Annotated in this window: 11 protein-coding genes and 1 pseudogene; 9 read left to right on the plus strand and 3 right to left on the minus strand. The window is 42.8% G+C overall.

What is annotated here, in order from left to right; all coding sequences use genetic code 11:
* Both TH606_RS12070 and TH606_RS03840 read right to left on the minus strand, forming a co-directional pair.
* A pseudogene (locus tag TH606_RS12070) lies at positions 1-148 on the minus strand (N-acyl amino acid synthase FeeM domain-containing protein); the annotation flags it as partial.
* A 113-nt stretch (positions 149-261) separates the two neighbouring features.
* Entirely contained in the window at positions 262-1,131 is an 870-nt protein-coding gene (locus TH606_RS03840) for an N-acyl amino acid synthase FeeM domain-containing protein (protein WP_068541442.1), read from the minus strand.
* 339 nt (positions 1,132-1,470) lie between these two features.
* Between TH606_RS03840 and TH606_RS03845 the strand changes: the two genes are divergently transcribed.
* Positions 1,471-2,217, plus strand: a complete 747-nt coding sequence (locus tag TH606_RS03845) for an N-acyl amino acid synthase FeeM domain-containing protein (RefSeq protein ID WP_068541443.1) — start codon at positions 1,471-1,473, stop codon at positions 2,215-2,217.
* 41 nt (positions 2,218-2,258) lie between these two features.
* Here TH606_RS03845 and TH606_RS03850 read toward each other — a convergent pair whose 3' ends face one another.
* Positions 2,259-3,167, minus strand: coding sequence for a PEP-CTERM sorting domain-containing protein (locus TH606_RS03850; RefSeq protein ID WP_068541446.1), 909 nt, complete (start codon positions 3,165-3,167; stop codon positions 2,259-2,261).
* A gap of 629 nt (positions 3,168-3,796) precedes the next feature.
* On the opposite strand from TH606_RS03850, the gene TH606_RS03855 reads away from it, so the two are divergent.
* From TH606_RS03855 to mraY, 8 genes are all read left to right on the plus strand, one after another.
* Positions 3,797-5,647, plus strand: a complete 1,851-nt coding sequence (locus TH606_RS03855; RefSeq protein ID WP_068541447.1) for a methyltransferase domain-containing protein — start codon at positions 3,797-3,799, stop codon at positions 5,645-5,647.
* Between the two features lie 408 nt (positions 5,648-6,055).
* The gene (gene mraZ, locus TH606_RS03860) at positions 6,056-6,523 is read left to right on the plus strand and encodes a division/cell wall cluster transcriptional repressor MraZ (RefSeq protein WP_231887734.1); all 468 of its coding nucleotides are present in this window, start codon (positions 6,056-6,058) and stop codon (positions 6,521-6,523) included.
* Positions 6,524-6,530: 7 nt separating this feature from the next.
* Entirely contained in the window at positions 6,531-7,388 is an 858-nt protein-coding gene (rsmH, locus tag TH606_RS03865; protein WP_068541451.1) for a 16S rRNA (cytosine(1402)-N(4))-methyltransferase RsmH, read from the plus strand.
* Between the two features lie 9 nt (positions 7,389-7,397).
* Complete coding sequence (locus tag TH606_RS03870; RefSeq protein ID WP_068541453.1) at positions 7,398-7,712, plus strand: hypothetical protein; 315 nt, start codon at positions 7,398-7,400, stop codon at positions 7,710-7,712.
* 5 nt (positions 7,713-7,717) lie between these two features.
* Positions 7,718-9,073, plus strand: coding sequence for a penicillin-binding transpeptidase domain-containing protein (locus TH606_RS03875; RefSeq protein ID WP_068541455.1), 1,356 nt, complete (start codon positions 7,718-7,720; stop codon positions 9,071-9,073).
* Complete coding sequence (locus tag TH606_RS03880; protein WP_068541457.1) at positions 9,070-10,512, plus strand: UDP-N-acetylmuramoyl-L-alanyl-D-glutamate--2,6-diaminopimelate ligase; 1,443 nt, start codon at positions 9,070-9,072, stop codon at positions 10,510-10,512. Before TH606_RS03875 ends, TH606_RS03880 begins: the two co-directional genes overlap by 4 nt.
* Entirely contained in the window at positions 10,509-11,882 is a 1,374-nt protein-coding gene (locus tag TH606_RS03885) for a UDP-N-acetylmuramoyl-tripeptide--D-alanyl-D-alanine ligase (RefSeq protein WP_068541459.1), read from the plus strand. Before TH606_RS03880 ends, TH606_RS03885 begins: the two co-directional genes overlap by 4 nt.
* Positions 11,883-12,959 (plus strand): phospho-N-acetylmuramoyl-pentapeptide-transferase, encoded by a 1,077-nt coding sequence (gene mraY, locus TH606_RS03890; protein WP_068541460.1) that lies wholly within the window; start codon positions 11,883-11,885, stop codon positions 12,957-12,959.
* Positions 12,960-12,969: the final 10 nt, after the last annotated feature.

A 12,969-nucleotide genomic window follows, 5' to 3' on the forward strand; every position in this document is an offset into this window, starting at 1 on the left:
TAAGACGTGCATAGCGGTAAAGAAGGCGGAAGACAAAGAGAATTCCATTCCGGTAGCAAAGGTCCCGTTGGGCAGCTAGGCAGGTAATTTCTGCAAGCTTTCGTCCCTGGGCTCGCAGTTTGTCAAGTTCTGCTTTGTAGGTACTGTCACTGGGGAGACCAGTTCAGGGTCAATTACCACCGTAGAGGTGCTGGTTATCTTGGAACTCATCTTATTATAAGCTACGCAGACTCGCACTAGACTTTTTGTATTTTTACGATTTTAAGCTGCTTCTTCACACATAATCATATCAAATTTAAGAGAGAAGAATTTCTGAAATTGAGGAGGAAAGGAGGGGAAAATTGTCCAGTAATCCATAAAAAAGAACCAGAAATCTTTCGCACTCATATTACGCACTTTAGACAGTTCTAAAATGTCATCTAGATAATCTATGTGGACAAAAAAATCAGCAAAAATTTTTCCTTCAGGAAATTCATTGTAAATTTTATAAAAATATTCATAACCCACGGTCAAATCGAGTCTTTCTAAAACAACTAAAGTATTAAAATAACTTTTATGAGGTTTTTCTTGTCCTATTTGCTTAAAAAGAAGGATTTCTTCATAAAATTTTTTATGTTTAGGTCTGATAGAAATTATAAAATCAGTAACACCTTTTTGGCAAGCATAACGATATATGAGACGAAATATTGAGAATATACCGTTACGGTAATGTATATCATGTTTAGCAGCTAAACAGCTTATTTCTGCTAATTTGCGGCCTTTTGACCGAAGGTTATCTATCTCTTTTTTATATATGCTATCACTTGGTAAACCAAGTTCTGAATCTATTACTATAGTAGCGGTGCTAAGAATTCTTTTGTCAGAAGGGTTATAGGCGAAGCAAACTCTGCTATCTGGTAAGGCTTGATAAGGGGTATAAAAAAGTTTTTTTTCGTTGGGTTTTATATAACCACTTTTTAAGTAGCGATCATAAACCAAACTAAATACATTTAAAAATTCTTTTCTTTTGGAAGCAAATTTGACTCGGAAATTATTTTTATTTACTAGGTCAGGGATTTTAGATAATATAAATCGCCTTTTTTCCCAACATAATTTACTTTTTAAGCTTTTTTCTTTTGAACAGCTGTTCACGATTTAAATATTTAATTTTTAAAAGTTGTCATGATCTAGAACTTTTTGTAAAATAGAATAGAAGCTTTCTCTCCTCTCAGGCTATTAGCGGCCCTGATATCATTGCCATAAAAAGAAACTTTCATAATTACTAAAAACCAATTCTAAAAAGTTTGCAAGTTAAAATTTTTGGGACTGGAGGCAGGGCCATTTTTTAAAAATGATTTCTGATTTGATCCCTTGAAAACGGTTTGAAAGATGTATAGCGACGCTTTCTCAAAATAGCAACAGCTTCCATGTATACTTAAAATTTAGTTTTTTTCTTTTAGAGCCGATATAATTAATCAGGAGGAGAAATCCATGATAGCAGTTTTAAAGCAAAGTATACCTAGGGCTTCCTTTGATTTTGATAAGGAAAAAAAATTAATTTTAAAAAGGCTTAAATTGTCCGGTTTCCCTGAATTCATTAAAACTTGGCAAAAAGAAGTTAATATAACCTTTGTTAGAGAGCCCAAAGCTTTAGAAAGAATTTATCGTTTTGTACACGATCGTTATATTGACGCAGGAATAATAGACCCTCAGCCAGATGGAAAGTGGGTTACAAAGTATCTTCTTTTTCCTGATACCAGAATTGTGGCTGCCTACAAAAAAGAAGATAAATTACTAAAAAATCCTTTGTGTACAGCAAGTATTGTTTTTGACAAAGTTGGTCGTGGCTTACCATGTGACGCCATTTATGGTGATATAATTGATGATTTAAGAGCAAAAAATAAAAAAATAGTAGAACTTTGTTCCTTAGCCGCTCTTCCTAATTTAAAAGCTAGAAATATTTATTTTCCTATTTTCAAAGTCATTTATGAATATATAGTTAGTAAAAATTATACTGATATCGTAATAGTAATAAAACCCAAACACAGGTTTTTTTATGAAAAAATACTACGTTTCAAGTGTTTTGAAGAACGCAAATACTCTCGCTTTAAAAATGTTACAGCCATGCTTGCTCACTTAGATTTAAAAACGGCAGAAGAAGAATTCAAAAGAATTTATGGAGATTTACCGTCTGAATATAATATTTATCTGTTTTTTAAAAAGCAATTTTTAAGTTAGAACAAAAATAAAAGGGAGGGACTTTTCCCTCCCTTTTATTTTTATTTTCTACCAAGTTTTCTGCGGGCAAGATAGGAAGTTAAAAACAGCCCAGAACCTACTAAAAGAACAGTACCAGGTTCTGGAACAGCCTGAATCTTTAACGTAGCGTCACCTTCGCCATACTGAGCTATTTTGTCCGTCCAACCATAATTATTAGCTATATTGCCATCTATCCAATGAAGAGCATCTGCTTCGGCGCTTTCACTAGCTATACCTAAGAGCATATTAAGGGTTACTAATTGTCCTAAGTCAAAGGAGTCACTTGCAATATAGTTAGTATCTACATATGTAATTTGAGCCAAAAGAGATGCTGTCCGCGCAGGATTGCCTATAATGGTATGTAAAGGAGCCTCGGCTTGTCCTCCAATAATAGTTCCTTGTAATACTAAAAATCCATCATTAAAGCCAGAATCTGTATCCATTTGAACATTTGTACCATCATAATACTCAAATGGGGAGCCACTTACTCCATCATCAGCATCTGGAGAATAATCTATATAAAGATAAAAAGTTCCAGATGTATATTCTCCCTTTATTGAATCGGTTGTAATTTCAGTAATTGTTCCTGCAAGATTCTCCCAAACTAAGGTTAATTCCCAGTCTGTATTCATATTTTTATCATCAACTTGAATTCCCCAAAGGGTCCGTAATTCTGTGGCTACAAAGTTTCCATAATCCCTAAAGGAGTCTCCTACCCGAAGATCAAAACGATCTATTGTGCCATCTCCGTTTCTATCGCTAAGACCTGAATAATAAGAAATAACATCATCATCACCTTCTATTTGAGCAAATCTATCTGTTTCTCCACTAGGGGTGTTTATATAAAGATCGTCTATCGTAACCGGTTGAGCCCAAACTGAACTCGAAAGCAAGATCAATGCAAAGAAAAAACTTAGAAATACTTTCATTTTAACCTCCTAAAAATAATTTTTTATACTTTTAATTGTTCCTCACCTCTTTCCTATCTTTATAGGAAAAACCTACTTCACCCCATTTTCCACCTCCTATCCCAAAATTTTCTTAGCTTGTATTAAATGCAAAGATGGTGCCAAGATTGATTACGATAAAATCAGTGGTTATGAGGCAGAAAATTTGGGGATAGTGGAAAAAAATTTCACACTGAGGGAAATTTTTTTCCATTTTATTTTGCTTTGTTTTGGAATGTATTGGAAGTAAAGGGTTTTATAAGTTTTTAGGTGTCTGATTCTCTTAAACAAGGGAAAAATTTTTCCACGGCCAAGACTTATGCTATGCTGGGCACTTAGTTGTCACTGCGAGGAATCTTCTATTTGCCTGACATAGGCGAAACAATCTCTTGTTTCCTCTATTTGCTGAGACTGCTTCGCTTCGCTCGCAGTGACAACTGATGGAGCCTTTGCGAAGGGCGAAACCCCGAAGCAATCTCTTTCCCGAGTGATATCGGAGAGATTTAAGATCGCCACCGCGACTTAGTCGCCTCGCGATGACACCTATATTTTAATAAAAGTTATTTTGAGGGCCGATAATAAATTATGAATTTCTCTATGGAGAAAAGCAGATGTTTAAAGTGCCACCACGAAAGCTCGAGCCAGAAGTCATGCTAACCCTTGAAGAAGTGAGGGCTTACGACGGCCTGGTTAGAAAATACTTAAAAATATTACACTATGGTTTTCTTGAAACCATTATCAACTTTTCTCCTGAAAAAGGTCTTTTTCTTGACGTAGGCACAGGAACTGGCCATCTTTCTGTAGGGCTGGCCAGGTTTTGTCCAGAGGTTACTGTTTTTGCCGTTGACCTTTCGGAAAATATGTTAAAGGTAGCCCGGGAGAATGCTGAAAAAGAAGGAGTTTGCGAACGCATTATCTTTTTAAAGGCCGATGCCAAAAGGCTTCCTTTTAGAGACCACACTTTTGATTGTGTATTTTGCCACGATATGCTTCACCATTTACCCGACCCCCTTGACCTGCTCCTTGAAATAAAAAGGGTTGCTAAAGAAGATGGAGCTATTCTCGTTCGGGACTTGATAAGACTTTCTCCTTTAGAGAGGAAACTTCATGTAAATTTATTTGGCCTGACCTACAATGAACTCATGAAAAAAGAATACGAAGATTCCATCAAAGCAGCTCTCTCTAAAGAAGAATGGCTTGAACTGGCAAGGCTTGCTGACATTCCTCAAGCCAGGGTGACTTACCAGTTCGTAACTCACCAGAGCCTTGAAAGGCCAGCAGCTAATCGCAGGCGCGTTTACCTTGAGTTGCCTGTTCCATCTCATCTTAGGCCTGCAACTAATTTTTATGTATCAAAGCCAGCTCAAACCGCTTTGCCTTCACTTAAAAAAAAGCAGAAAATTTCTCCACGGATTAAAACCCTTATTAAGGCTGCAGTGATGGCTCCTTCTGGGGATAATCTTCAGCCCTGGCGTTTTCACATCAAAAGCGAGAAAGAAATAGACTTTCTTTTAGACCCGCGGGTGGATAAGTCCTTTTTTAACTTTGAGCAAAATGCCTCTATCTTTGCCGTGGGCGCGGCGGTGGAAAACGCAAGCTATCTTCTTGATAAGGAAAATATTAGGTACGAATTTGTTTTTGACTATGCTGAAGAGCAAGGCTTAATAAAACTTGGCACTTTAAAAATTAATTGGCCTGCCGACAACTTTGAGTTTAAAACTTTCCTTGCCAGAACAGCTATTATGAAACGCCATACTAACCGCAAATTTTACGAAAAAGCAAATCTTTCGGAAAAAGAAATTGAAAGGCTTTCCGGGCTTGCCGCTGACTTACCAATAGAAGTTAGGGTATTGAAAGGTGAAAAATTAGCCCTGGTGGCTGAACTAGCTTATTATGCCGACTTAATTCGCGTTGAAAGAAGGGACTTACACGAATTTTTACACGAAACCATCCGCTGGAAAGAACAGGAAATATTTGCCACGCTGGACGGCATGCCTATCGCCGCTCTTGAGGCCGGGATAGCTGGAGAGGCCTTTTTGCGAATGACCCGCCCCTGGCCTGTGATGAAGGCTTTTCTGCGTTTAGGAGTCTCTAAACAGCTGGCTGACTACACCCGCAAGCTCGTTCTTTCTTCAGAGGGAATAATTGCTTTAAGTGCCGAAAAATATACCCCACACCGTTATTTTGAAGCTGGCCGGGTGGCTGAGCGCCTGTGGCTGGCCTTAACGGAAATAGGCCTGGCCGTGCAGCCCATGGCGGCGGCTCCCTTATTTATGATCCGCTGGCGCAAAGGGCGCTTCCTTGATTTTTCTGCCAGGCACCAGTTTTTTATGCGCAAAGTTGAAAGAGGCTTTGAAAAACTTGGCTTAAACTATCCTTTAATGCTTCTTCGTTTTGGTAAGGCCCCTCTTCCATCAGCCAGAGCCTTACGAAAAGAAGTAGCGGAGTTTCTGGTAGATTGAAGTAGTTTTGGCTCGGTAATTTTTATAGATAAAATTTGGGAGCTGTCATTGCGACTGAAGCAGTCTCAGGGACTGCTTCGCCTGTCTCGAGCGACGAGCGAAGCGAGGGATCTCCTCGCAGTGACAATTTGAAAAAGCGCTTCTCTTAATTACCCGCTAGGGTCACATCGTGGCCTTCGCCTCCTCACAGTGGCAAAACGACCAAGTCCTTTGCGGGGCACAAGGTGGTAAAGCAATCTTTCCCCGGCCGAGCGAAAAAAAACTTCCACTTTTTACCACCATATAGGCTCAAGATAATGTAGTTTGTTTCCGCTTTTAGTCCAATATTTTGTATCTAAAGTTTTTATTGACATCTACGATATATTTTTAATAGTCTAGGTGGTATAAAGTGGAAAAAAGTGGTCGGAGGTGGTTTTGAGTTTTCGGGGGCGTTCCACCCATAACCTTGACCCGAAAGGACGCCTGAGTATTCCGGCGCGTTTTCGGGAGGTGCTTAAGCAAAAATACGGGAACGCCACCCTTATTGTTACCAATACACCGGAGTGTTTACAGGTATATCCCTGGCCGGAATGGCAAAAACTTGAGGAGCAACTTTTGATTTCGCCATTTGATCCGCCAGAGTTACAACTTTACAAGAGATATTTTTTGGGCTCTGCGGAGGAGTGTCAGCCAGACCGCCAGGGGAGAATATTGATTCCTCAGCATTTAAGACAAGAGGTCGGCATAGACAAAGAAGTCGTCCTTTTAGGGATGATTAACTACTTTGAAATCTGGAGTCCAAGGCGTCTTGAAAATGAATTTAACCGGGTGCGTGAAAAATACTCAGAAATCAGCGCCTCGGTGGCCAGCTACTTCGTCCCCAAGCCCTCGGCATGAGAGTGTTTTGCTTGATGAGGCGCTTGAGTGGTTAAGGGTGGCCCCAGGTGGCACCTACGTAGATGGTACGGTGGGGCTAGGGGGGCATAGTCTGGCCATTTTAGAGCGTAGTGCCCCGGATGGGTTCCTTATAGGGCTTGACTGGCACGAAGAATCCTTGGCTCTTGCTAAAGAAAGACTTAAGCCATTCAGTGGTCGCTATGTGCTTGTACGCGAAAACTTCGCCAATCTTAAAGAGGTTCTTGAAAAGCTTTCTCTGGGGCCGGTTGGCGGCATTCTTTTAGACCTGGGTATTTCTTCCTATCTCCTTGAAGGAAGTGGTGGAGGGTTTAGTTTCAAGCTGGACGAGCCCCTTGATATGCGCATGGATAAAAGGAATATCCAAACAGCCAGGGACCTGGTTAATCAACTAAGTGTTACCCAGCTTGAGGAATTGCTCAGGTCTTTCGGTGAAGAGCGCTTTGCCGGTCGTATTGCCCGGGCTATTTGTGAAGAGAGAAAAAAGGGTTCTATTAGAACTACCAAGCAGCTGGCAGATATCGTCTGGCGAGCATATCCCCCAAAGGCCCGAAGAGGTAAAACCCATCCGGCTACCAAGACTTTTCAGGCCCTACGTATTGCTGTGAATAAAGAGCTTGATAACCTGGCTAAATTTTTGCGAGAAGCACCAGACCTTCTCAAGCCAGGCGGGCGGCTGGTAATCATTTCTTTTCACTCTCTTGAGGACCGTCTGGTCAAGCAAGCCTTTAAAGGAGATGAAAGGCTTAAGGTGTTAACCAAGAAACCAGTTGTTCCTTCGCCAGAAGAAGTATCAAAAAATCCCAGGGCTCGAAGTGCCAAGCTTAGGGCCGCTGAAAGGGTATAGGAGGCTAATATGGGAGCCAGAACAGCCTATGTGCTTAACCATAAAACCAGGAAAAGTGAGTCTGTAGTCAATGCGTTAGGGGACATAATCAAAAAATTGGCTTTGTTTATGATAGTCGTTTTATTACTGGCAGGTGGAGTGGTTTTAGGCCAAAAATATTTCGAATATCGGGGACTGAAAAAAGAGGTTGCTCTTCTTTCTCACCAGGTAACTGCGCTGAATATTGAATATCAGTCTCTTACCACCAAAGAGGTGGTTTATAAAAAAGCCAAAGAGATGGGGCTTCATCTTCCTAAAAAAGAACAAATAGTTCGTTTAAAGTAATTAAGATGAAAAAGTTCTGGTTTTTGAGCCTAATAGGGTTGATATTACTGGTTCTGGCAGGAGAAAAGGCCAAACTTTTCTCCTCTCCTGAGCCTGTTTTATCTGAAAAAAGCGGGGTCAGACCGCTTGGGCCAGTCTATGACCTTGAAAGAAGAGTTCTTGCCGAATCAGTAAGCCGGACCGGGTTATTACTGGTGCCAGGGGCCTTTTCACCGTCTCCTGTAAATTTAAAAATGCTAGCTGATTCTCTGGGGAAAGAAGAAAATGACATTTCAATGCTTCTTGCTACCTATAAGGAGCCGGTTTTATTCCGCAAAGTGAAAAATGTTCCCCAAATAGAAGGGGTTTTTCCAAAAAAATACTTTGAAAGAATTTATCCTTACCAGGAGGTATGTAACGCTTTTCTGGGAAATGAAGGTTTTTGGGGGATTGAAGCCTATTATCACAACCTTTTAAGACGTAAAGATTCTTATCTGGTAACAGCTATAGAGATAGAAAAACAAAAAGAGCTTTTTGAAGACCTGAATCGCAGTTTAAAAAGGCTGCGGGCCAAAAGGGGTGGGGCTTTAATCCTTGATCTTGAAACAGGAAGAATAAAGGCCTTTGTTACCAAAGGAGATAGAGACCTTCTGCTAAAACCCCGCATTCCCCTTGCGTCTTTGAGTGAGGTATTTGAAAAAAGCTTTGAACAAAGCAGCTATAGTGACCTGGCCACCTTTTTACGTGACCTTGGCTTTGGTGAAGCCACAGGGGTTGACCTTCCAGGAGAAAATCCCGGGTTTCTTCCTCCATCTGTTTCTTCTCTGGAAGATGTCAGGACTTCTGGTGTTCAGCTAGTAAGGGCCTTAGCCGCTCTTTATACAGGAAAACTTGTGTCTCCCAAACTGGCCCAGGAAATAAACCTTGAAAATGGAAAACAGCTCATAACAGTTGAAACGAAAACACTTGAAGACCTTCTCCCTCTTAAAAAGGGTGGTGTTTGGTGGTGGGGTGGAAGTTACCGGGTGGGGGCTTTTGTAATAGCTGGCCTCTGGCCGCGTAAAAATCCCAAAGAGGCTTTTTTAGTTTATCTTGAAGGGGTAAGGGCTTACGGGCTTCCCTGTTACTATACCCGTTTTATTCCTCAGGCGGTGAAAAATAGCCGTTTTTATATGGCCAGGCAAAAAACGAAGCGTTCTCAAAAATTGGCCGAAAACAGGATGCCAGACTTAAGAGGGCTTACTCTAAAAGAGGCCCTTGAAAGGCTTTCTGCCCTTGGGCTTGAGGCTGAGTATCAGGGCTTTGGCGTTACCGTTAGCCAGTGGCCAGCACCGGGCACACCCCTAAAAAAAATTACCAGATGCAGGCTTGTTCTCAAATGAAACGCCTTGAGGAGCTTATAAAAAACCTAAAACCTGAGTTTTTACATAGGCCTGAGACGCCTATAGCCGGCTTAACGGCGGATTCTCGCGAAGTAAAGCCGGGAGACGCCTTTGTGGCCTGCCGGGGCACTTCAGCTGATGGCCATAGTTTTATTCCGCAGGCAATAAAGGCCGGAGCAGCGGCCATTATTGCCGAAAAAAAACTGGATTTACCTGAAAACATAGCCCAGGTAGTTTTACCTGACACGAGGAAAGCCTTACCAGAGATTGCCAGCGCTTTTTATGATTATCCCGAAAAAGACCTTACTTTAATAGGTATTACAGGAACAAATGGCAAGACCTCTGCTACCTACTTTATTTATCAGATTTTTAGAGCACTCACCGGCCAGGCCGGCCTTATTGGCACGGTTTTTTACGATACCGGGCTTGGCCTGGAAAAGGCCTCACTTACCACGCCAGGGCCGGTTAAGTTAAGGGCCCTTTTGGCCAATATTCGCAAGGCCGGTTATCGGCACGTGGTTATGGAAGTCTCTTCACACGCCCTTGACCAGGATAGAGTGGCTGGCCTTGCCTATCAGGTGGCAGGGTTTACCAACCTTAGCCGTGACCACCTGGACTACCACGGCACCATGGAGGGCTACTTTCAGGCCAAGAAAAAACTTTTTACCAAATATTTGAGAGCTTCGGGCCAGGCCGTTATAAACGTGGCCAATCCGTGGGGAAGGAGGCTCGCCCAGGAAATCTCTGCGCCCGTTATTAAGATAGGGGAGGAACTTAGGGGGATGGTGACAGAGCGCTCCCGGGCGGGTTATTCCTTCCGCCTGGAATTTGGCCACCATAAGCATTCCTTGGCGACGACCCTCTACGGAGATTTTCAACTGGAAAATCTCCTCATGGCTATAGGATGTTGCCTGGCCCTCGGCTTTTCTTTTAAAGACATCCTTTCCTGCTCCCGTGAGCTTAAGCCTCCTCCAGGGCGGCTTGAGCTTATCGGCCAGAAAAACGGAGCCCTGATATTCGTTGACTACGCTCATACTCCAGAGGCTCTAGCCGTAGCTCTTAAGAGCCTCAAACCCATTGCCAGAAGGCTTATTGTTCTTTTCGGCTGCGGGGGCGATAGAGATAAGGGAAAACGTCCACTTATGGGTAAAGTGGCTGAGGAGCTTGCCCACGTGGTTATACTTACCTCTGATAATCCCCGGGGTGAAAGCCCGGAAGACATTATAAACGATATCCTAGCTGGCATGGAAAATTCCCCATTTCTGATTGAGCCACACCGTGAGGAGGCTATCTCTACCGCGGTTTCTATTTTAAGGGAGGGTGACGTGCTGCTGGTGGCAGGTAAAGGCCATGAAGATTATCAAGAAATTTCCGGGAAGAGGATTCCTTTTTCTGACCGCGAGTTTTTGCGGGCACTACTGGCAGAGGAGGCGGCATGATTTCCACTGAAGACGTGGTAAAAGCTACAGGGGGTGTGCTTCTTAACGGAGACATGGGGATTACCTTTACCGGGGTAAGCCACGATACCAGAACCATCAAGCCCGGAGAGCTTTTTGTGGCTATAAAAGGCCCGCGCTTTGATGGCCATGACTTTGTGCTTGAGGCCATTGAAAAAGGAGCAAGGGGAGCCCTTGTTTCTTACTGGCCAGAAAACATCAATATTTTTGAGCTTCATAAAGCCGTTTCCATAGTCAAAGTCCCTGATACTTTAAAGGCTCTGGGGGATCTGGCGGCCTATTGGCGTAAAAAGCTTAATGCGAAAGTTTTCGCTATAAGTGGTACTTGCGGAAAAACCACCACTAAGGAAATTTTAGCCACCCTGTTAGAAGACTATCAAACTTTTAAGACGCCTTGGAACTGGAATAACCTTATCGGGCTTCCCCTAACTATTTTAAATACCCCGCTTGAGGCCCAATTTCTGGTGCTAGAACTTGGCACCAATATCCCCGGTGAGATTGCGAGACTTACCGAAATAGCTTCTCCTGAAGTAGCGATTTTTCTGGGCTCAGCCCCTTCACATCTTGAGGGCCTTGGCACACCGGAAAATGTTTTCAAAGAAGAAATAGACGTCCTGTTAAAAGCCTCGCAGGCAACCTGGGTTTATCCTTACGATTCAAGTGAAACGAGAGATTTTATCGCCTCCCTGAACCACCAGGGCCGTGAGATCTCTTTTGGCTTTGAAAAAGGGGCTGACTTAAAGGGTGAGATAATAAAAGTTAGTTTAGACGGCACCCAGGTAAAAATTTACTACCAGAATGACATTTATGACGCCAGAATCCCCCTTCTGGGGAAACCGTTTGTTTTTGATACCCTGGCGGCCCTGGCCGGAGCTTTGGGCACCGGGCTTGACCTGCAAGAACTCATAACCAAGCTTGAGAAACTAAAGTCTCCTCCTCATCGCCTTGAACCCAAACGCGGAGATAACTTCTGGGTCCTTGATGATACGTATAACGCCAACCCGGCTTCTTTTAAGGCGGCGGCAGAAGTTTTAGCGGCTATTAAACCTCAATTTTCTAAGGTTCTAGCGGTAGTGGGAGACATGAAAGAGCTCGGCGAGAAAGCTTCTTTTTATCACGATGAAGTTGGGCGCATGCTTGCCGAGGTCTGTGATCAAATACTGGCAATAGGTGAATATGCCAAAGACTTGGCCCGTGGTGGCGGAGAAAAGGTCAAGGTTTTTTCTGATAAGGCGGCTCTTCTTGAAGAGTTAAGGCAGGTCATTGTCCCAGAAACCCTTGTATTTGTAAAAGGTTCGCGAGCTATGGCTATGGAAAAAATCGTTGAGGAGCTTTTGGGAGAAAAGGTCTAAATGCTTTACCACTTACTTTATTCTTTACATGAATGGCACGTTTTCTTTAATGTTTTCCGTTACATCACTTTTAGGACTTTTTGTGCCGCTTTTACCGCGGCTTTGATAGTTTTTGTTTTAATGCCCCGTTTCATAACCTATATGCAGGCTCGCCAATTTGGTCAGGTCATTAGAGAAATCGGCCCTGATCATCAGCACAAAGCCGGCACGCCTACTATGGGCGGAGTGATAATTATTCTGGCGGTGTTGGTAGCAACTCTTCTTTGGGGGAAACTTACGAATATTTACCTCTGGATAACCCTTGGGCTTTTTCTGATTTTTGGCTTAATCGGCTTTTTTGACGACTGGCGCAAGGTTTCTCGACAAAAAAGTCTGGGGCTTACGGGGAAAGAAAAACTTTTTCTTCAGTCCTTAACAGCGGGCATATTCTTGTTTCTAGCCCTTAAGTACGGCTCTTTTGATACCAGGCTATCAGTACCGTTTTTCAAAGAATTTAGGCCAGACCTTGGCTTTTTATACTTCCCTTTTGTTATGATAGTGGTGGTTGGGGCTTCAAACGCCTTCAATTTGACAGACGGCCTTGACGGCCTGGCCACCGGGCCTTTTATCGTTACAGCAGGGGTTTATCTGCTTTTTGTATATTTGGCCGGCCATGCTAGATTGGCCTCTTATTTGCAAATTCCTTATGTAGCTGGAGCTGGAGAGCTTTGCATATTTTGTGGGGCCCTTTTAGGAGCAGCCCTTGCTTTTCTCTGGTATAATGCTTATCCGGCAGAAATTTTTATGGGAGATGTTGGTTCTCTCTCGCTGGGGGCTTCTCTGGGGGCGTTGGCGGTAATTTCCAAACAGGAACTTTTGCTGGTTATAGCTGGTGGTGTTTTTGTGGCTGAGGCTTTGTCGGTAATGCTTCAGGTGGCTTATTTTCGGCTAACAGGGGGCAAGCGCATTTTTTTGATGGCTCCACTTCATCATCATTTTGAGAAACTTGGTTGGCCTGAGCCCAAAATCATTGTCCGCTTCTGGATTATAGCTATATTCTTAGGGATCCTGGCTGTAAGTACTTTAAAACTCAGGTAAGGGCTATGTT

Origin of the sequence: Thermodesulfatator autotrophicus, from assembly GCF_001642325.1 — a bacterium.
Lineage (GTDB): Bacteria > Desulfobacterota > Thermodesulfobacteria > Thermodesulfobacteriales > Thermodesulfatatoraceae > Thermodesulfatator > Thermodesulfatator autotrophicus.

What these genes read in the sequence shown, in the direction of transcription:
- TH606_RS03845 (WP_068541443.1), top strand. Translation starts at nt 1,471, where the DNA reads ATGATAGCAGTTTTAAAGCAAAGTATACCTAGGGCTTCCTTTGATTTT.
- TH606_RS03850 (WP_068541446.1), bottom strand. Translation starts at nt 3,167, where the DNA reads ATGAAAGTATTTCTAAGTTTTTTCTTTGCATTGATCTTGCTTTCGAGT.
- TH606_RS03855 (WP_068541447.1), top strand. Translation starts at nt 3,797, where the DNA reads ATGTTTAAAGTGCCACCACGAAAGCTCGAGCCAGAAGTCATGCTAACC.
- TH606_RS03870 (WP_068541453.1), top strand. Translation starts at nt 7,398, where the DNA reads ATGGGAGCCAGAACAGCCTATGTGCTTAACCATAAAACCAGGAAAAGT.
- TH606_RS03875 (WP_068541455.1), top strand. Translation starts at nt 7,718, where the DNA reads ATGAAAAAGTTCTGGTTTTTGAGCCTAATAGGGTTGATATTACTGGTT.
- TH606_RS03880 (WP_068541457.1), top strand. Translation starts at nt 9,070, where the DNA reads ATGAAACGCCTTGAGGAGCTTATAAAAAACCTAAAACCTGAGTTTTTA.
- TH606_RS03885 (WP_068541459.1), top strand. Translation starts at nt 10,509, where the DNA reads ATGATTTCCACTGAAGACGTGGTAAAAGCTACAGGGGGTGTGCTTCTT.
- mraY (WP_068541460.1), top strand. Translation starts at nt 11,883, where the DNA reads ATGCTTTACCACTTACTTTATTCTTTACATGAATGGCACGTTTTCTTT.